We start from the raw sequence: 17,937 nt of genomic DNA on the forward strand, positions 1-17,937 counted from the left end.
CCTCCACACGCGTAGATCCCGCCGGCGATCCCGCGTGGGCTGCAGGCTGACGCATCGACAAAGGAGCAGCTCATGGCCGATGTTGTGCGTGCCGCACTGGTCCAGGCGAACTGGACCGGCGACACCGAATCGATGATCGCAAAGCACGAGGAACACGCCAGAGCGGCGGCCGCGCAGGGCGCCAAGATCATCGGCTTCCAAGAGGTCTTCAACGCCCCGTACTTCTGCCAGGTCCAGGAGCCGGAGCACTACCGCTGGGCCGAGCCGGTGCCGGACGGCCCGACCGTACGCCGTATGCAGGCGCTCGCGCGCGAGACCGGCATGGTCATCGTCGTGCCGGTCTTCGAGATCGAGCAGCCCGGCTTCTACTACAACACCGCGGCCGTCATCGACGCCGACGGCACGGTCCTGGGCAGCTACCGCAAGCACCACATCCCCCAGGTCAAGGGCTTCTGGGAGAAGTACTACTTCAAGCCGGGGAACGCGGGCTGGCCGGTCTTCGACACGGCCGTCGGAAAGGTCGGCGTCTACATCTGCTACGACCGCCACTTCCCCGAAGGCTGGCGGCAGTTGGGGCTCAACGGCGCCCAGCTGGTCTACAACCCCTCCGCCACCTCCCGCGGACTGTCCGCCTACCTCTGGCAGCTGGAGCAGCCCGCGGCCGCCGTCGCCAACGAGTACTTCATCGCCGCGATCAACCGGGTCGGCGTGGAGGAGTACGGCGACAACGACTTCTACGGCACCAGCTACTTCGTCGACCCGCGCGGTCAGTTCGTCGGCGAGGTCGCCAGCGACTCCAAGGAAGAACTCCTCATCCGCGACCTCGACTTCGGACTGATCGACGAGGTCCGGCAGCAGTGGGCGTTCTACCGCGATCGCCGCCCCGACGCCTACGAAGGACTGGTGCAGCCGTGACCCACGACCCCGCGGAGCTGTACGCCCGCCACCAGGCCGTCCTGCCGTCCTGGCTGAGCCTCTACTACGAACGGCCGCTCGAAATCACGCACGGCGAGGGCCGCTACGTCTGGGACGCCGAGGGCAACCGCTACCTCGACTTCTTCGGCGGCATCCTCACGACCATGACGGCGCATGCGCTGCCCGAGGTGACCAAGGCCATCGGCGAGCAGGCCGGCCGCATCCTCCACACCTCGACGCTCTACCTCTCCCGCCCCATGGTCGAGCTGGCCGAGCGGATCGCCGCGCTCTCCGGCATCCCCGACCCCCGGGTCTTCTTCACCGCCTCCGGCACGGAGGCCAATGACGCGGCCCTGCTGCTGGCCACGACGTACCGCCGCTCCAACCAGATCCTGGCGATGCGCAACAGCTACCACGGCCGGTCCTTCTCCACCGTCGGGATCACCGGCAACCAGAGCTGGTCGCCGACCAGCCTCTCGCCGCTCCAGACGCTGTACGTACACGGCGGCGTGCGCAGCCGCGGCCCGTACGCGGAGCTCGGCGACGCCGCGTACCTCCGCGCCTGCGTCGCCGACCTGGAGGACATGCTCCAGCAGACCGCGGGCGGCGTCGCCGCGCTGATCGCCGAACCGGTGCAGGGCGTCGGCGGCTTCACCTCGCCTCCGGACGGCCTGTACGCGGCGTTCCGCGAGGTGCTCGCGCGGCACGGCATCCTGTGGATCAGCGACGAGGTGCAGACCGGCTGGGGCCGGACCGGAGACCACTTCTGGGGCTGGCAGGCGCACGCGGAGAACGGCCCGCCGGACATGATCACCTTCGCCAAGGGCATCGGCAACGGCATGTCCATCGGCGGTGTCGTCGCCCGTGCCGAGGTGATGAACTCCCTTGCCGCGAACTCCATCTCCACCTTCGGCGGAAGCCCCGTCACCATGGCCGCCGGCCTCGCCAACCTCACCTACCTCCTCGAACACGACCTCCAGGGCAACGCCCGGCGCGTCGGCGGCCTGCTCATCGAGCGGCTGCGGGCGGTCTCGGCCGGGCTCGATGTCGTACGGGAGGTGCGCGGCCGCGGCCTGATGATCGGCGTCGAGCTGGTGCGCCCCGGTACCGACGAGCACTCGCCGCAGGCCGCGTCGCTGGTGGTGGAGGCCGCCCGGGAGCGGGGCCTCCTGATCGGCAAGGGCGGTCAGGGCGGCGCCTCGCTGCGTATCGCACCCCCGATGACGCTGACCGTCGCCGAGGCGGAGGAGGGGGCGGAACTCCTCGCGGAGGCGCTGCGGACGGCGCAGGGCAGACTGCTGGGGGCGTAGCCGCGCACACCAACGGCGGGCGGGGCAACGGTCATTGCCCCGCCCGCCGTTGGTGTGCGGTGCGGCCGGCCCGGTGCGGACGTCAGCTCGGCGACCGGGTATCTCCGCCCGGCCACCGCGCTGTTGAGACATGCGGCGGCCCGGCCGCCGGGTTCCGGGACCCGGTCAGCGCGCGCTCCGTGCGGCGGCGTTCGCCTGCCATTGGCGGCCGATGGAGCGGATCAGCGCCGGGTACACCCCGGTGTACCGGAAGGGTTTGATGACGGCCATGTAGAGGGTGCCGAAGAATCCGTTCGGCTTCACCAGGACGGCCATCTGGCCGCGGTGGCCGCCGGCCCCGTCCGGGACCCAGCCGATGTGCATCACCGCGTGCACGGTCTTGTTGCCCATCTCGGCGGCCCACTCGTCGTCCCTCTGATAGAGGGAGCTGAACGGGGACGATCCGAGGTCGGGACCTCGGGGACCCTCGCGAAGGTCCGCCGGCAACCGGTCGCGCAGGGCCGGCAGCCGGGTGCCGATGCCGGTATCGGACTTGTCCCAGCCGAGCAGCGCTCCGAGCTTCCAACGGATGGCGAAGAGTGCGCGGGAGGCGATGCCGTCTCCGGTCACCCCGCCGCTGATTCCTTCGGCGAACTGGCGCACCAGCCACACAAGGTCGGCGGGTCCGCCGGGGGTGGGCAGCGCCCACACGTCCTCGACCGTGAAGTCGTCGGCGATCTCGTGGATCCGCCAGGGTCGGTCGGTGTGGGCGGTTCGGGGAAGGCGCATGAGCAGGCCCCTATCTATACGGTGGCGTATAGATCAAGCGTAGACCCATCTATACGGAGCCGTATACTCGGTGGGGACGTGAGGAGCCACACACCATGGGTACAACCCGCACGCCACGCGGCAAGTGGATCGAGGAAGGCCTTCGGGCACTGGTCGCAGGCGGCCCCGAAGCCGTCCGGATCGAGGTGCTGGCGCAGGCGCTCGGCGTCAGCAAGGGTGGCTTCTACGGGTACTTCCGCAATCGGGGCGCACTGCTCGCCGAAATGCTCGACACCTGGGAGTACGAGGTCGCCGAGGGCGTGATCGAGCAGGTGGAGAGCGGTGGGGGAGATGCCCGGGCCAGGCTGGAGCGGCTGTTCGCCCTCGTCGCCGCCGCCACCGACGGGCCGGTGCGGGGCATCACCGCCGATATGGCGATCCGCGACTGGGCCCGCCGGGACGCGGCCGTCGCCGAGCGTCTGCGCCGCGTCGACAACCGCCGTATGGACTACCTGCGTTCCCTGTTCTCCTCCTTCTGTCCCGACGAGGACGAGGTCGAGGTCCGCTGCCTGCTCGCCGTCTCGGTGCGCATCGGCAACCACTTCAATGCGGCCGACAACGGCAAGCGCAGCCGCGCGGAAGTGATGGAGCTGATCAGTCAACGGCTGCTGGAGTAGCCGCCCCCGCATCGGCAGTTCTGCAGGACCGAGGCCAGGTCCCCTCGCCCCGCACCCGTCGCCAGCCAGGGCACTCCCTAGCCGCCCGCCGCCACCTCCCGCACGGTGTCGGCCACCAGGGTGAAGAAGCGGGTGTGCGCGCGGCGGCTGCACGGGGCCTCCGGGTTCCACGGCAGCAGCCGCGCACCGGCTTCCAGGGCACGCCAGTGTGCATCGGCGCGCAGCTGGGAGGGCCGGGCGGCGTTGACCCGTTCGTCCGACAGTACGATGTCCGGGCGCATCCCGGCGGCCTCGGCCCAGCCGACCGTGGACCAGTTCGCGCCGGATCCGGCGGCCGGCTCCAGCAGCTCGACGCCGTGCTCGGCCAGCGCCCGCAGATCCGGCCAGGCGCCGGGCCGGGCCAGATGGACCCGCTCGCGGTCGCCGGCCGACAGCGCGAGCACCCGGGGTCGCACCGGCCCGCCGGCCGCCTGCCGCAGTACATCCTCCGCCGCGTCCAACTCCCGTGCCGTACCCAGCGGTTCCCCCTTCCCCAGCGATCCGGCGAGCGCCGCGAAGCGCTCCCGCACCTCGGCGAGCCCCCGCCCCGGACCCACCGCGATGGCCACCACCGGCACATGAGCCTCCAGCTCCAGTGCGGTCTTCGGCTCGAGCCCGTAGACCTGTTCGCCGTCATAGGTGACGGCCACGACGAGGTCCGGCTCGGCCTCCAGCACGGCGTCCGGGTGCAGCGCGCGGCCCGAACCGAGATACCGGATCTCCGTCAGCGGCAGCTCACCGGCCTTGGCCGCGTCGGGGGCGGAGCCGTCGTGCTGCGACCCGAAGAGCCCCGCGGGGCGGATGCCGTGGTCCCACAGCGTGGCCCCCGCCTGTATGTAGGAGACGATCCGCGATGGCCGGTCCCCGGCCACCGCCAGGCGCCCGCGGTCGTCGGAGAACTCCCACGGTGTGCTCTGCTCCATGACGTGCCGCCTTTCTGACGTCCGATGTCCGGCGTCCGGTGCGGTGTGCGGTCTGCGGTGTCTGGTGGCTGGTGTCGTCCGCGCCCTGCGTCCGGCGTCCTGTCTGTCCGGCTTCCTTGCCCGTGCCCGTTCCGGCCCGTTCGCCTCCCCGGCCTGCCCCTGCCCCCGGCCGCTCCCGCACGGCCGTTCCGGCGTCCTCGTTCTGCCCGCCGCGGCGCCTCCGCACCCCTCCGGGACCGCTCTCCCACAAGCGGTGGGGCGGGCTCCGATCGCGCCCCGCGTTCAACCGTCCAGCTGATCGTCGACGCAACACGAACGTCCCCGCCGATGAACGGTCACGGTATTGCCACCGTGGGTGACATGCTTCTACGGTCTCCTTCTCGACCGGTATCTACGGGTGTAGACCGGTTGTGGCATGGCGTCAGCGGAGCAGGTATGCCGAGGAGTCGACGCACGTCGCGCTCCGCCTTCCGGTGCCGCCGAGGTTGCTGGTGTGGAAGGAGCAGGGATTGTGAGCCGTACGGTCATCCGGGGCGGACTTGTCATCACCGCCGCCGACGAGATGCACACCGATGTCCTGGTGGAGGAAGGCCGGATCGCCGCCCTGGCCGCGCACGGCAGTCCGCACGCCGAGAGCTGGAGCCGGTCCGCGGACCGCACCATCGACGCCACCGGCAAATACGTCATCCCGGGCGGCGTCGACGCGCACACGCATATGGAGTTGCCGTTCGGCGGCACCTTCGCCTCGGACACCTTCGAGACCGGCACTCGCGCCGCGGCCTGGGGCGGCACCACCACCATCGTCGACTTCGCCGTCCAGACCCGCGGCCAGTCACTGCGTCAGGGCCTGGACGCCTGGTACGCCAAGTCCGACGCCCAGTGCGCCATCGACTACGCGTTCCACATGATTGTGTCCGACGTGAACGAGTCAACGCTCAAGGAAATGGACGGCCTTGTCAGCGAAGGCGTGAGCTCGTTCAAACTGTTCATGGCGTATCCGGGGGTGTTCTACTCCGACGACGGGCAGATCCTGCGCGCCATGCAGCGGGCCGGCGAGAACGGCGGCCTGATCATGATGCACGCCGAGAACGGCATCGCGATCGATGTGCTGGTGCAGCAGGCACTGGAGCGGGGCGAGACCGACCCGCGGTATCACGGCGAGGTCAGGAAGGCGCTCCTGGAGGCGGAGGCGACGCATCGCGCGATCAAGCTGGCCCAGGTCGCCGGGGCGCCGCTGTACGTCGTCCACGTGTCGGCACAGGAAGCCCTCGCCGAGCTGGCGCGCGCCCGCCACGAGGGTCTGCCGGTCTTCGGCGAGACGTGCCCGCAGTACCTGTTCCTGTCGACGGACAACCTCGCCGAGCCCGACTTCGAGGGCGCAAAGTACGTCTGCAGTACGCCCCTTCGCCCGAAGGAGCACCAGGCGGCCCTCTGGCGCGGACTGCGCACGAACGACCTCCAGGTGGTGTCGACGGACCACTGTCCGTTCTGCTTCTCGGGGCAGAAGGAGCTCGGCCGCGGCGACTTCTCCAAGATCCCGAACGGGCTGCCCGGCGTCGAGAACCGCATGGACCTGCTCCACCAGGCCGTCGTCGACGGACATATCTCGCGCCGCCGCTGGATCGAGATCGCCTGCGCCACGCCGGCCCGGATGTTCGGCCTGTACCCGAAGAAGGGCACCATCGCGCCGGGCGCCGACGCCGACATCGTGATCTACGACCCGCACGCCGAGCAGACCATTTCGGCGGCCACCCACCACATGAACGTCGACTACTCGGCGTATGAGGGCAAGCGCGTGACGGGACGGGTGGAGACGGTCCTGTCGCGGGGCGAATTCGTCATCACCGACCGGGAGTTCACGGGCAGTGCCGGGCACGGCGCGTACATCCCGCGCGGCACCTGCCAGTACCTGCACTAACCGGACCTGGAGGTCGAGCGCTACGGACGTCGTGGTGACCGACCGTCCGCAGCCCCGGCCCAGGCAGGGAATTCAGCAGACGTAGATCGTTCAGCGGGCCCGCTGCGGCTGCGGCTGCGGCTCGCCGATTCGTACTTGATCAGTAAGGGGCTTCCCATGGACTTCGGACTCGTCCTGCAGACCGACCCGCCCGCCTCCGAGGTCGTGGAGCTGATGAAGCGTGCGGAGGATGCCGGGTTCACGCACGGGTGGACGTTCGACTCGTGCGTGCTGTGGCAGGAGCCATTCGTCATCTACAGCCGCATCCTCGCGGAGACGGACCGCCTGATCGTCGGCCCGATAGTCACCAACCCGGGCACCCGGACCTGGGAGGTCACGGCCTCCACCTTCGCCACGCTGAACGACATGTACGGCAACCGGACCGTCTGCGGCATCGGCCGCGGCGACTCGGCGATGCGGGTCGCCGGGCGCAAGCCGAACACGCTCGCGCGGATCAGCGGGGCGATCAAGGTGATCCGGGCGCTCGGTCGCGGCGACGAGGCGGATCTCGGCGGCACGGTGGTCAAGTTCCCGTGGGTACGGGAGGGCGCCGAGGTCCCGGTATGGATGGCGGCGTACGGCCCCAAGGCGCTGAAGATGGCCGGCGAGGAGGCCGACGGCTTCATCCTCCAGCTCGCGGACCCGTTCCTGACGGAGTGGATGGTGAAGGCGGTACGGGATGCGGCGGTGGCCGCCGGGCGCTCGGTGGACGACGTCAAGATCTGCGTCGCCGCGCCCGCGTACGTCACGGAGGACGACTCCCCAAAGGCCCTCGCCCACGCGCGCGAGCAGTGCCGCTGGTTCGGCGGGATGGTCGGCAACCACGTGGCCGACCTGGTGGGGAAGTACGGCTCCGACTCCGGCATGGTGCCGCAGCAGCTGACGGACTACATCAAGGCGCGTTCGGGGTACGACTACGCGCACCACGGCCGGTCCGGCAATCCGGACACGGAGTTCGTGCCGGACGAGATCGTGGACCGATTCTGTCTGATCGGCCCGGCGTCGGCGCATGTCGAAAGGCTGCGCGCGCTGAAGGCGTTGGGTGTCGACCAGTTCGCGGTGTACGCGATGCACGACGCGAAGGAGAAGGCCATCGACGAGTACGGCCGGAACGTCATCCCCGCACTGACCTCATGACCGGCGAGTTACCGAACCCCTCGGCACCCTCTTCATCCGCTTCATCCGCTCCACCCCGCAAGGCAGTTCACGGCACCCGCATGGCCACGTTCCCGCGTCCCCCGTAGGGCCTCCTCATCGGCCCTCATCGGCCCCTCATCGAACGGACTGCCCATGACCAACGCCAACCCCTCCCCCTCTTCGTCTCCGATACCGCCGGCCGAAGGCGTCGGCATCGAGCTGACCGCTGACGCGTCCCCGGCCGGCAGCCGCTACGCCAATGAGGACCTGCGTCCCGTCCCGCTCGCCGAACGCCGCTGGACCACCTACAACTTCGTGGCCCTGTGGATCGGCATGGCCCACTGCATCCCGTCCTGGACCCTGGCCTCCGGGCTGGTCGCGCTCGGCATGGACTGGAAGCAGGCGGTCCTCACGATCGCCCTCGCCAATGTGATCGTGCTGCTGCCGATGCTGCTCACGGGCCATGCCGGACCGAAGTACGGCATACCCTTCCCGGTCCTGGCCCGCGCTTCGTTCGGCATCCGTGGCGCGAACCTGCCCGCCATGGTGCGGGCCGCGGTGGCCTGCTGTTGGTTCGGCATCCAGACGTGGATCGGCGGCCAGGGCATCGTCGTACTGCTGGGGAAGATCTTCGGGGGATGGGCCGACACGGGGAAGATCGGCGGCTACCCGTGGACGCTCTGGCTGTGCTTCGTCCTCTTCTGGGCGCTCGAACTGGCCATCATCTACCGGGGGATGGACACCCTGCGCCGCTTCGAGAACTGGGCGGCGCCGTTCGTGCTCGTCGGCGCCGTCGTGCTGCTGATCTGGATCGCGAACAAGGCGGGTGGCTTCGGTCCGTTGCTGCACGAGCCGTCGATGGTCGGCTGGGGTGCGGACTTCTGGAAGGTGTTCTTCCCGGGGCTCATGGGCATGATCGGCTTCTGGTCGACCTTGTCGTTGAACATTCCTGACTTCACGCGCTTCGGGAAGGGCCAACGGGCCCAGATCTGGGGCCAGACCCTCGGCCTGCCGACCACCATGACCGCCTTCGCCCTCATGTCGGTCCTGGTGACGGCCGGTTCGGAGAAGGTGTACGGAGCCGCGATCTGGGACCCGGTCGCGCTGGCCGCCAAGACGGACAACGTCTTCGGACTGCTCTTCGCGCTCGTCACCGTCTTCGTGGCGACGATCTCCGTGAACATCGCGGCCAATGTCGTCTCCCCTGCCTACGACCTCGCGAATCTCGCGCCGAAGGTCATCAACTTCCGTACGGGCGCGATCATCACGGGTGTCGTCGGCGTGCTGGTCATGCCGTGGAAGCTGACATCCACGCCCGAGCTGTACATCTTCACGTGGCTCGGCGTCGTCGGCGGGCTGCTCGGCACGGTGGCCGGCATCCTGATCGCCGACTACTGGATCATCCGGCGGACCGTGCTGCACCTCGCCGACCTGTACGTGGCGGGTGGACGGTACTGGTACGGCGGTGGCTGGAACTGGCGGGCCGTCGTCGCGTTCGCGGTCGGAGGCCTGCTGGCCGTCGGCGGGTCCTACTCGACGCTCGACGCGAAGGGGGACAAGGCCGGGCCGTTCCCGATCGACGGACTGATCCCCTTCCTCAAGCCGCTCGCGGACTACGGCTGGGCCGTCGGACTCGCGGCGTCGCTCGTCGTCTATGTGGGTCTGATGGCAGGAGAGCGGCAGAGGGCCTCCGCCGGCACGTGACAGTGGCTGATTCGAGGGGCACTGCCGATCACCGAGGGCATCGTGATCCGGTTGACGGCCGCGAAACTCCCCAGCGGCGGGGTGAACCACACACCTTTCGCCTGCAAAACGACAAGCTCAGCTGATGAACAAGGTCAGGGGCCTACGTACTCGTAGACCCCGCCGTGCGGGTGCCGCAGCACTGCGCGGTGGCCATTCGGAGTGGGCTGAATGGGCATCACGATCTCGGCTCCCCCTGCCTCCGCCTCCGCCACCGCAGCGTCCAGATCGGCGACAGCGAGAGTCGCCGCCACACCCGCCACCCGCTGCACCGCCTCGTCAGGTCCGGCGAACAGGAGGAAGGGACCGACGCTTGCCAGCGTGACCCCGGCGAAGGCGAACCGCGATGCGGCGCTTCCCGTCAACTTCTCGTAGAACGGCACAGCCGCATCCAGATCCTCGACACGCTGTCGCACGACCACTGAATCGATAGCCATGGTCGACATCATCACATTTTCGTACGTGTCTGCGAAGGTAGTTCCTGTTGTCCCACAGGCCGCTGTTGCGCCGCCCGGACGTGGTGCTGGGCGACCGCGGCTACGGCCACGACAAGTACCGTCGCCTGGTCCGTGATGCACACCGATCCGCTGAAGACGTCTTCGAAACATGTTGAGTTGAGGACGTCTAGGATGCGCGCGTTCCTGAACACCGGTGGACAGGAGACCAGCGTTGACCGCTCCGCGCAATGAAGTGAGCCCGGACAGGGCGGATGACCTCGCCGTGCCTGCACCCGGTCAGTTACTGGGCTCCGATGGCCCTGCGGAAGCCTGGGGGGAGGAGCTTGATCCTCAGGCGCGTAGCTACTATCTGCTCGAGTTCGCTTACGAGGAGACACCGAACTCCTACGACATGGGCTACTTGTCCGCTGACCCGGTCGAGATCCGCGCCGCGCTGGAGGCCCAGTACGGCGGCATGCACCTAACTACTGGTATGGGTGAGCAGGTGTGTCTCTGGGTGGCTCAGCGTGGGGTACTCACACACGGCCTCGACCTCAACCCGCTCATCCGTACCCGCTGTACTGACGGAGTCATCCGCACGCTTGCCGAGCTTCGGGAACTGCACAGTGCCGGACCGAACTTGTACGGCAAGCGCCAGGCGCATGAGAACTTCACCATCGACTGGGGCGCCATTGCCGCCCTCATGCCGCCTCTGTCGGCTCCGTTGGCCCAGCCTCGGGACGACGAACTCTTCCTCGATGTGCCTGCCGAGTTTTCCGCGCCCGAGGTGCCCGTCTCGATAGACAACCATGACTCTTTGGAGCACGGCTGGACCGACCTGTAACAGGCTGGTTCCTGACGGCACACGGCTGATCCAGCCTGTCACGCCAGTACAGGTGCAGACGATGACGGCCAGGAGCCGTGAGTCGATGCGCACTGTCGGTGGAGGATGCGCAATGAGTGCGCATATCCGGGGCTCGGCGCGCACCCGCCGCAGTCCGTGGCATTCCTGAGCGCAGGGGTCGGCGGGCCAACCGCAAACGGCGTGGCAACCGCAGGCGGCGTGGCAGCCGTGCCGGCCGCTGCCGGGCCCACAGCACACTGCGGCATCCACGCCCGCCACACTCCAGCCGATCCGTCCGGTCCTGGCCGACTCGGAGCCGCCACGCTGCGACCATTACCACCACGAAGAAGATATTCTTCGCACAAAGGGGCAAATATCGCCGAACGGCGATGGATGCGTCGCCCCGAGCGGTCCTGGCCGGGGACCTGCCGACTGGTCGGTTGAGATCGCCGAGGAGGTGCGCCGCGTGGCAGATGAGCGGGCTTGGTTGGGCGAGTTGTTGAGATCAGTGGAGTCGGCACCCCCCGAGACGGCCGTCTCCGTGCTGGCCCAGCTGCTGGCGAGAAGGCTTGCCGCGACCGAGGTGTCCTTTCTGATCACGGACCTCGGCGGCAAGGCCGTCGTACGGCTGACCGGGGCCGCTGCGGAGGGCGGGCCGAAGCAGCCGCAGCGGATCCAGTTGCGCGGCTCGGTCTACGAGGGAGTGGTCCGCTCCCAGCAAGCGCACGTGGCGAGCGGCGAGCGGTCGGGAGCGGGCGGACCGGGCCTGGTCCAGGTCATCGTGCCGGTGTCCGACCGCGGGGATGCGATCGGTCTGCTGGAGCTGACCGTGCCCGCCCGCCCCGACCGCCGGACGATGCAACTCATCGACGATGCCGCCCATGCGCTCGCCTACGTGGTGATCGTCAATCGACGCTTCACCGATCTGTACGAATGGGGTCGGCGCACCACACGTCTGTCGCTGGCCGCCGAGATCCAGCACCGTCTGCTCCCCGACTCCTTCACCTGCGACACCGGCCGGTTCATCGTCGCCGGAGCGATGGAGCCGGCTGCCGACATCGGCGGGGACACGTTCGACTACGTGCTGGACCGTCAGGCCATGTACCTGTCCCTCACCGACGCCATGGGGCACGACGTACAGGCGGCACTGCTGGCGACCATGGTCGTCGGAGCCCTGCGCAACGCACGCCGGGCCGGCGGTAGCCTCCTCGACCAGGCCCAGGATGCCCACCAGGCCGTCGCGGACTACGCAGACCAAGCGCATCGGGCGTTCGCCGAGCAGTCGGAGCAGGTGCGCCAGGCCGTCATCCGGCACGGTGGCCAGGTCATGGCCACCGGTCAACTGCTGCGCGTCGGTCTCGACACCGGCCAGGCCACCTTCGTCAACGCCGGCCACGTCTGGCCGCTGCGCCTGCGCGACGGGCGGGTCGAGGAGATCACTCCCCTGGTCGACCTGCCCTTCGGCGTCACACCGAACCCGGGCTACCGCCTCCAGAGCCTCGACCTGCGCCAGGGCGACCGGTTGATCCTGCTCACCGACGGCATGCTGGAGCCCCGAGGGACCGAAGCCGGCCTGCGCGACCTGATCCGGCAGACCAGCACCTGGCACCCCCGCGACGCCGTACGCCTCTTCACCGAAACAGTCCTGGAACTCTCGAACCACGACCCACGCGACGACGCCACCGTTCTGTGCCTGGACTGGCCCGTCTCCCATGCCCCCTACACCGGCCGCAGGACCGACGACAAACAGACCGGACCATCCTGAAGGCTGCCCCGAGCCCGCCTTCGTGTTCGCAACAGGGGCAGCACCCCGGGCCGCTTCCCGTCGGTACTGGTGCACACCGTCGCTGCTGGACAGCTACGCATCAGAGCGTCGCGCCGCGGCCGATGCTTCGCCGGCGCGAACCGGCCACCGCTTCCCGCACCGCTTCACCGGCGACGGGACTTCCACCCTGGACCTCATCGGGTCACGCTGGACGCTCTTCGCCTGGTGCCCCGGCGAGGCTTGTGGTGGCCCGGCGGCGAATCTGGCGGGCCACCTTGCGGTCAGTGAGTGTCGGTGCGCTTTTCGAGGCGGGTGCCGTGGCGAAGGGTGATCGACATCAGGTCGCTGGGGGTGTTCAGCTCCAGGCGGTGCCAGCGGCCGCGGGGGACGATCACGGCGGTGCCTGCCTGCAACTGCACCATGTCCTCGGCGCCGCCGGGCGTGGTGGGGCGGAAGTAGAGGCGGACGCCGCCGGTCAGGCAGCACACCGCCTCTTCGGCCTCCGGGTGCATCTCCCAGTGGTCGGCGTGGACGTCGGCGTCGGTCTCCACGTGGAACGTCGCGATCTGCCAGGCGCCGGAGTCGCCGCTCGTCATCCGCCGTTCGGCCGGTCGGACATCGCCGTCGGGGCGGAACTGCAGTGCGGAGGCGAACAGGTCGATGGGGGTCGTCGTCATGATGGGGTTCCTTCCAGTTGGTTGTTTGCGGGGGAGGCGGGTTGCGGGTCAGGTATGGCGGCCGGGCGTCGGGGCAGTACGCCGATAGGCGGTGGTGAGCATCCCCAGCGCGGCTGGGGCGGCCGCGGCAGCACCCAGCCCCTGGCCGGCACGGGCGGCGATCAGTTGCCAGGGCGCCTGGGCCAGCCCGCCCGCCAGCGAGCACAGCCCGAAGACGGCCAGGCCCACCACGAACAGCCGACGGTGACCGTACAGATCACAAGCGCGGCCCCCCAGTAACAGGAGTCCGCCGAAGGTGAGCGCGTAGACGTGCACGATCCACGAGAGGTCGAGCGGCGCGAATCCCAACGCGGTGCGGATCGCGGGCAATGCGATGTTGACCACCGACATGTCCAGGGCGAAGACGAACTGGGCGACGGCCGCCGCCGCCAGCACCAGTCGGGGTCGCCCCCGTGAGTTTTTGTACATGTAAGGAAAGTAGCCTCAGGGGATCGTCGCTGTCGACACCTGGGGGATGATGATGGGCATGCCGCAACCGTCCGCACCGCGCAAAGCCCCCGGGCGACCTCCCCGTATCTCCCGCGAGGAGGTCATCGGGACGGCCCGCCGGATCGTGACCGAGGAAGGCGTGGACCGGCTGACCATGCGGCGGCTGGCCGCGGAGATCGGCAGTACGCCGATGGCGCTGTACCACCACGTCCGCAACAAGGAAGAACTTCTCGTCCTGCTGCTGGACGACTACGCCGCGCGGGCGCTGCGCCGACCCGAACTGCCCGACCACCCTCGCGAGCGGATCGTCGTTGCCGCCGCCGCGATCCACGAGGCGCTCGCCGCCTGTCCCTGGATCGTGGAGGTGCTGACGGCCGATGACCTGATGTCCGCGTCCGCGCTGTGGTTTGTCGAGCAGATCGTCGACGGCCTGGTCGCATGCGGACTGTCCCCCGAGCGGGCCGTGCACGGTTATCGTGCGATCTGGTACTACACCGCCGGAGAGATCGTGGTCCGGGCGGCAGCGGCCCGGCGCGCGGACGACGACCGAGCGACCTACCGGGAGCAGGTCTTCGGCGATCTCGACCCGGGTGAGCTACCCCGGTTGGCGCAGGTCGCGGACCGCTGGGCCCCGCTGACCGGCGAGGACACCTACCTGGACGGGCTCCGAGCCCTGGTGGAGGGCCTGCTCGCCGTCCGCTAGACGGTCCTCCGTCGCCGATGAGGTGCGCCTGGCCGTTGACCGGATGCTCCCCACGGGATCTCACGCGTCCTCGAGTGCCGGCGAACGACCGTCTGCCGACACGCGCACCCGTGATCACGAACCCGCAGGTGGGCAGGCACTGTCAACGACTCGCGTCGGGAAACTCGGAGAACAACGTCGGTGAACGGCCCGGCCGATCGATTCCGACACATGCTCATCGGCTACGCGCGTCTCGACCGCTGACCAGAACCCCGACCATCGGATCGACGCCCTGCTGCGGGCCGGCGTCGACCGCGACGACATCTCAGGCCACCGGTGGCGGCCGCCGGGTACGCCGTGGTGGCACTGCGCATCGACGCCGTGGTCCGGCAGGACGGGGGGTGGTGGGGGAGGAGGCGCTCAGGATGCGTTCAGGTTGCGGATGACACGGTCGGGCACCATGACAGCTGATATCCCTGGGGTCACGGAGACGCACGAGGCGTCCGACACCGCTCCCGCCCATGCCCGCCAGCGCGTCCGCTGGAACAAGGTTCCCGAAGTCACGGCGTACTTCTGGGTCATCAAAATCCTGTGCACCACGGTCGGCGAGACCGCGGCAGACCTGCTGAACGAGAAGCTCGGCCTGGGCCTGACGGGCGTGTCGCTGCTGATGAGCGTGCTGCTTGTCGCGGTCCTGGTGGCGCAGTTCCGCACCCGCGCCTACCGGCCCGGTGTCTACTGGCTCGCCGTGGCGCTGATCAGCGTCGTCGGCACGCTGATCAGCGACAACCTCACCGACAACCTGGGCGTACCGCTGGAGACCAGCACCGTGGCCTTCGCGGTGGCCCTCGTCGTGGTGTTCGTGGCCTGGTACCGCAGCGAGCGGACCCTGTCCATCCACCACGTCGACACCAGCCGCCGCGAGTCCTTCTACTGGCTCGCCGTGCTCTTCACCTTCGCCCTGGGAACCGCCGCCGGTGACCTGGTCGCCGAGCGCATGGACCTCGGGTACTGGCTCTCCGCCGGCCTGTTCGCCCTGGCGATCGCCGCGGTCGCGGTGGCGCACTTCGCCCTCGGTCTGGACGCGGTGTGGAGCTTCTGGATCGCCTACATCCTGACCCGGCCGCTGGGCGCGTCGATCGGCGACTACCTTTCCCAGCCGACCGCCGACGGCGGGCTCGGCCTGGGCACGGTGATCACCAGTGTGCTGTTCCTGACCGTCATCCTCGGCCTGGTGGTGTTCTTGACGGTCACCAAGCGGGACGTCTCGGAACCGGAGCGGCTCACCCCGCAGGCGAGCTGACCGCGGGTTCGCCCTGGACGGCGGCCGGTCCCCGGGTTCCGGGGGCCGGCTTCACCCGTTCCGGGGCCGCTCCGCGGGTGCCCCGCGTGCTCCGCGGGGGCGGTCGGTGGCGTTCAGGATGCGTTCAGGTTGCGGCTGGGAGGGTCGGGCGGCGTACGTCGTCATCGCTGCGAGCGGTGTGCCTCGTACCCGCTGATTGCGCCACCACTGTGCGCACTTCGCGAGGCCCGCGGCACGACGTGAGGCGATGCGGAGGCGCCCCAAGAAGGGATCGACATTGCCTGAGCCCGAAGTCCTGACCGATACGGACGTCGCCGGCACCGACAGGTACGTGATGCGGAAGCTCCCGGAGGTCACGCTGGCCTTCTGGGTCATGAAGACCGCAGCGACGACGCTCGGCGAAACGGCCGGTGACCTCTTCGCCCAGACCCTCAAGCTCGGCTACTTCCTGACGACCATCGCGCTGTTTTTGATCTTCGTGGTCACGCTGGTCGTGCAGCTCCGGTCCCGGCGCTACAACCCGTTCTTCTACTGGACGGTCATCCTGTCCACGAGCATGGCGGGCACCACGATGTCCGACTTCATGAACCGGGACGCCAGCGCCAAGTTCCTCACCGACGGTGCGAAGTCGCTCGGCTGGGGACCGCAGGGCCTGGGGCTCGGATACCCCACCGGGGCCGCCATCCTGATCTCGCTGCTGATCGCCATCTTCGTCATCTGGAAGTCCACCGGGCTGACGTTCGCCATCCGCGACATCGTCTCCTTCCGCGCGGAGGCGCTCTTCTGGGCGGCGATCCTTGTGTCGAACACGCTCGGAACCTCGATGGGTGACTTCCTCTCCGACAGCTCCGGGCTCGGTTACGCGGGCGGCGCCCTGCTCGTCACAGGCGTGCTCGCCGTGCTCGTCGCCTTGATGCGGGTGCCGGCCGTGCCGAACGTCGTGCTGTTCTGGATCGCCTTCGTGCTCACCCGGCCCCTTGGGGCGACCGCCGGTGACTTCCTCACCAAGCCGCTCGCCAAGGGCGGCCTCGACCTCGGCACGGCGGGCTCGTCGGCGGTGCTGCTCGCCGTTCTGCTCTGCCTCATGGGGTACGCCCACGTTCAGGAGCGCAAGACCGCCGCTCCCCAGGACAAGACCCTCACCGGCGTTTCCTGAGCACGACCGGGAGGGGCGCGACCGCCGCGGCCCTCCCGCCCGGGGAAGTCGGGCCGGCCGGGTCATCCGGGGAGCCGTTGGCCGGCCACCCGCACCGTTCCGCCGTCCGGCTCGTCGAGCACCGCCAGGCAGTTCAGCAGGGTGGTCTGCCCCGATCCGGACGGCCCGGTCACCGCGACCGTTTCGCCGCGCCCGACCTCCGGTCCGACGCCTTGCCACGCGAACGTTTCCTCCTCGCCGGCTCGGAAGAACCGGTACATACGGCGCCGCCCCCGTGACGGGGCGGTGCGGCGATGCGGCTGCTGTGGGCGAGCAGGCCGCCGCTCCGCACAGGGCTCCGGTGACCAGCACGAGGCCGGTTGCGGCGGCGGCGAACGGACGACGCATGGTGGACACCTCCCGCAGCGAGGGCGGCGGCGGAGGCCCGCCGCCACGGCGTGCGCCTCTTCTCCGACGTCAGGCGCCGCCCGGTCGGGGCCCGCTCTGCGCGGGGTTGTCGCGGGGTTGTCGCGCGGTTGACGCCGTGTCTTGAACGGTGAGGCGGACGGGCACAGCAGATGGCTGCGGCGGGGCCGAGCACGTTCCGCAGCTGCCGAGATGCCGCTCGCCGCGCGGCCGGCAGAAAAGCTCAAACGGCTCGCCGAAGAATGGCTGGATGACGTCCCGAACAGGACGGAGGCATACCGTGGGCGCATCGCCGACTTGGACGCCCGGATCGAAGAGAGTCGTCGTATGCGCAGGAAGAAACTCGTCGCATTCGCAGCGGTGGTGGCGACGGATGCACGTGATGACGCCGCAACCGAGGTGGACATCCAGGCGGCCATCGCGGAAGGAGAGGAGGCGGCCGAGAAGAAGGAGCGGCGCCTCCAGATCCTCCGGGCGATGCAACGGGCCGCGGGCAACGGCGGGTTGATCATGATGCACGCCGAGAACGGCATCGCCGTCGATGTCCTCGTCGAGCAGGCGCCGGCCGCGGGCCGGACCGACCCCCGTGGCGCGGGTGTCCGGCGCGCCCGAGCAGACCGTCTCCGCCGCCCCGCACCACATGAACGTCGACCACTCGGCGTACGAGGGCAATCGGCTCACCGGACGCGTCGAGACGGTCTTCTCCCGCGGTGAACTCGTCATCGAGCAGC

At 69.3% G+C, this 17,937-nt stretch carries 17 protein-coding genes and 1 pseudogene; 12 read left to right on the forward strand and 6 right to left on the reverse strand.

The features are described from left to right. Nucleotides 1–72 precede the first annotated feature (72 nt). Entirely contained in the window at nt 73–915 is an 843-nt protein-coding gene (locus tag AC5677_RS31025; protein WP_497191184.1) for a nitrilase-related carbon-nitrogen hydrolase, read from the forward strand. Then, nucleotides 912–2,225: an aspartate aminotransferase family protein gene (locus AC5677_RS31030; RefSeq protein ID WP_497191185.1), complete on the forward strand. Its 1,314-nt coding sequence runs from the start codon at nt 912–914 to the stop codon at nt 2,223–2,225. The genes AC5677_RS31025 and AC5677_RS31030 overlap by 4 nt, the downstream gene beginning before the upstream one ends. 165 nt (nt 2,226–2,390) lie before the next feature. On the opposite strand, the gene AC5677_RS31035 is transcribed toward AC5677_RS31030, so the two are convergent. Further along, a complete protein-coding gene (locus tag AC5677_RS31035; protein ID WP_497191186.1) occupies nt 2,391–2,993 on the reverse strand; it encodes a DUF2867 domain-containing protein in 603 nt (200 codons plus the stop codon). A 95-nt stretch (nt 2,994–3,088) separates the two neighbouring features. Between AC5677_RS31035 and AC5677_RS31040 the strand changes: the two genes are divergently transcribed. Then, nucleotides 3,089–3,649: a TetR/AcrR family transcriptional regulator gene (locus AC5677_RS31040; protein WP_497191187.1), complete on the forward strand. Its 561-nt coding sequence runs from the start codon at nt 3,089–3,091 to the stop codon at nt 3,647–3,649. Nucleotides 3,650–3,726: 77 nt separating this feature from the next. Here AC5677_RS31040 and AC5677_RS31045 read toward each other — a convergent pair whose 3' ends face one another. Further along, nucleotides 3,727–4,611 carry a substrate-binding domain-containing protein gene (locus AC5677_RS31045; protein WP_497191188.1) on the reverse strand — a complete coding sequence of 295 codons (885 nt, stop codon included), beginning with the start codon at nt 4,609–4,611 and terminating at the stop codon, nt 3,727–3,729. A gap of 508 nt (nt 4,612–5,119) precedes the next feature. Between AC5677_RS31045 and hydA the strand changes: the two genes are divergently transcribed. The 3 genes from hydA (at nt 5,120) to AC5677_RS31060 (ending at nt 9,409) form a co-directional block, all read left to right on the forward strand. After that, nucleotides 5,120–6,529: a dihydropyrimidinase gene (gene hydA / locus AC5677_RS31050; protein WP_497196825.1), complete on the forward strand. Its 1,410-nt coding sequence runs from the start codon at nt 5,120–5,122 to the stop codon at nt 6,527–6,529. Between the two features lie 156 nt (nt 6,530–6,685). Further along, the gene (locus AC5677_RS31055; protein WP_497191189.1) at nt 6,686–7,705 is read left to right on the forward strand and encodes a TIGR03842 family LLM class F420-dependent oxidoreductase; all 1,020 of its coding nucleotides are present in this window, start codon (nt 6,686–6,688) and stop codon (nt 7,703–7,705) included. A gap of 153 nt (nt 7,706–7,858) precedes the next feature. Further along, nucleotides 7,859–9,409 (forward strand): NCS1 family nucleobase:cation symporter-1, encoded by a 1,551-nt coding sequence (locus tag AC5677_RS31060; protein ID WP_497191190.1) that lies wholly within the window; start codon nt 7,859–7,861, stop codon nt 9,407–9,409. 134 nt (nt 9,410–9,543) lie between these two features. Here AC5677_RS31060 and AC5677_RS31065 read toward each other — a convergent pair whose 3' ends face one another. Next, complete coding sequence (locus AC5677_RS31065; protein WP_497191191.1) at nt 9,544–9,897, reverse strand: VOC family protein; 354 nt, start codon at nt 9,895–9,897, stop codon at nt 9,544–9,546. A gap of 220 nt (nt 9,898–10,117) precedes the next feature. Here AC5677_RS31065 and AC5677_RS31070 point away from each other — a divergent pair, with 220 nt between their 5' ends. Together AC5677_RS31070 and AC5677_RS31075 are read left to right on the forward strand one after the other, a co-directional pair. Beyond that, nucleotides 10,118–10,729 carry a hypothetical protein gene (locus AC5677_RS31070; protein ID WP_497191192.1) on the forward strand — a complete coding sequence of 204 codons (612 nt, stop codon included), beginning with the start codon at nt 10,118–10,120 and terminating at the stop codon, nt 10,727–10,729. A gap of 466 nt (nt 10,730–11,195) precedes the next feature. Beyond that, nucleotides 11,196–12,494, forward strand: a complete 1,299-nt coding sequence (locus tag AC5677_RS31075) for a PP2C family protein-serine/threonine phosphatase (protein WP_497191193.1) — start codon at nt 11,196–11,198, stop codon at nt 12,492–12,494. 281 nt (nt 12,495–12,775) lie between these two features. Here the strand turns inward: AC5677_RS31075 and AC5677_RS31080 are convergent, their stop codons facing one another. Both AC5677_RS31080 and AC5677_RS31085 read right to left on the reverse strand, forming a co-directional pair. After that, nucleotides 12,776–13,171, reverse strand: a complete 396-nt coding sequence (locus AC5677_RS31080) for a cupin (RefSeq protein ID WP_497191194.1) — start codon at nt 13,169–13,171, stop codon at nt 12,776–12,778. Between the two features lie 84 nt (nt 13,172–13,255). Further along, nucleotides 13,256–13,639: pseudogene (locus AC5677_RS31085) on the reverse strand (MFS transporter); the annotation flags it as partial. Nucleotides 13,640–13,697: 58 nt separating this feature from the next. Between AC5677_RS31085 and AC5677_RS31090 the strand changes: the two are divergent. The 3 genes from AC5677_RS31090 (at nt 13,698) to AC5677_RS31100 (ending at nt 16,801) form a co-directional block, all read left to right on the forward strand. Beyond that, complete coding sequence (locus tag AC5677_RS31090; RefSeq protein WP_497191195.1) at nt 13,698–14,363, forward strand: TetR/AcrR family transcriptional regulator; 666 nt, start codon at nt 13,698–13,700, stop codon at nt 14,361–14,363. Between the two features lie 439 nt (nt 14,364–14,802). Then, nucleotides 14,803–15,645, forward strand: a complete 843-nt coding sequence (locus AC5677_RS31095; protein ID WP_497191196.1) for a COG4705 family protein — start codon at nt 14,803–14,805, stop codon at nt 15,643–15,645. Nucleotides 15,646–15,922: 277 nt separating this feature from the next. Beyond that, nucleotides 15,923–16,801: a COG4705 family protein gene (locus AC5677_RS31100; protein WP_497191197.1), complete on the forward strand. Its 879-nt coding sequence runs from the start codon at nt 15,923–15,925 to the stop codon at nt 16,799–16,801. A 62-nt stretch (nt 16,802–16,863) separates the two neighbouring features. Here the strand turns inward: AC5677_RS31100 and AC5677_RS31105 are convergent, their stop codons facing one another. Beyond that, complete coding sequence (locus AC5677_RS31105; RefSeq protein WP_497191198.1) at nt 16,864–17,061, reverse strand: ATP-binding cassette domain-containing protein; 198 nt, start codon at nt 17,059–17,061, stop codon at nt 16,864–16,866. A 337-nt stretch (nt 17,062–17,398) separates the two neighbouring features. Here AC5677_RS31105 and AC5677_RS31110 point away from each other — a divergent pair, with 337 nt between their 5' ends. Continuing rightward, nucleotides 17,399–17,920: a hypothetical protein gene (locus AC5677_RS31110; RefSeq protein ID WP_497196953.1), complete on the forward strand. Its 522-nt coding sequence runs from the start codon at nt 17,399–17,401 to the stop codon at nt 17,918–17,920. Nucleotides 17,921–17,937 lie beyond the last annotated feature (17 nt).

This window comes from Streptomyces sp. JLSY215 (assembly GCF_059682825.1).

Excerpts from the sequence above, each read along its gene's own strand:
- AC5677_RS31080 (WP_497191194.1), bottom strand. The coding sequence starts at position 13,171 with ATGACGACGACCCCCATCGACCTGTTCGCCTCCGCACTGCAGTTCCGC.
- AC5677_RS31065 (WP_497191191.1), bottom strand. The coding sequence starts at position 9,897 with ATGATGTCGACCATGGCTATCGATTCAGTGGTCGTGCGACAGCGTGTC.
- AC5677_RS31045 (WP_497191188.1), bottom strand. The coding sequence starts at position 4,611 with ATGGAGCAGAGCACACCGTGGGAGTTCTCCGACGACCGCGGGCGCCTG.
- AC5677_RS31095 (WP_497191196.1), top strand. The coding sequence starts at position 14,803 with ATGACAGCTGATATCCCTGGGGTCACGGAGACGCACGAGGCGTCCGAC.
- AC5677_RS31025 (WP_497191184.1), top strand. The coding sequence starts at position 73 with ATGGCCGATGTTGTGCGTGCCGCACTGGTCCAGGCGAACTGGACCGGC.
- AC5677_RS31110 (WP_497196953.1), top strand. The coding sequence starts at position 17,399 with ATGCCGCTCGCCGCGCGGCCGGCAGAAAAGCTCAAACGGCTCGCCGAA.
- AC5677_RS31055 (WP_497191189.1), top strand. The coding sequence starts at position 6,686 with ATGGACTTCGGACTCGTCCTGCAGACCGACCCGCCCGCCTCCGAGGTC.
- AC5677_RS31060 (WP_497191190.1), top strand. The coding sequence starts at position 7,859 with ATGACCAACGCCAACCCCTCCCCCTCTTCGTCTCCGATACCGCCGGCC.
- AC5677_RS31090 (WP_497191195.1), top strand. The coding sequence starts at position 13,698 with ATGCCGCAACCGTCCGCACCGCGCAAAGCCCCCGGGCGACCTCCCCGT.
- AC5677_RS31040 (WP_497191187.1), top strand. The coding sequence starts at position 3,089 with ATGGGTACAACCCGCACGCCACGCGGCAAGTGGATCGAGGAAGGCCTT.
- AC5677_RS31035 (WP_497191186.1), bottom strand. The coding sequence starts at position 2,993 with ATGCGCCTTCCCCGAACCGCCCACACCGACCGACCCTGGCGGATCCAC.
- AC5677_RS31105 (WP_497191198.1), bottom strand. The coding sequence starts at position 17,061 with ATGTACCGGTTCTTCCGAGCCGGCGAGGAGGAAACGTTCGCGTGGCAA.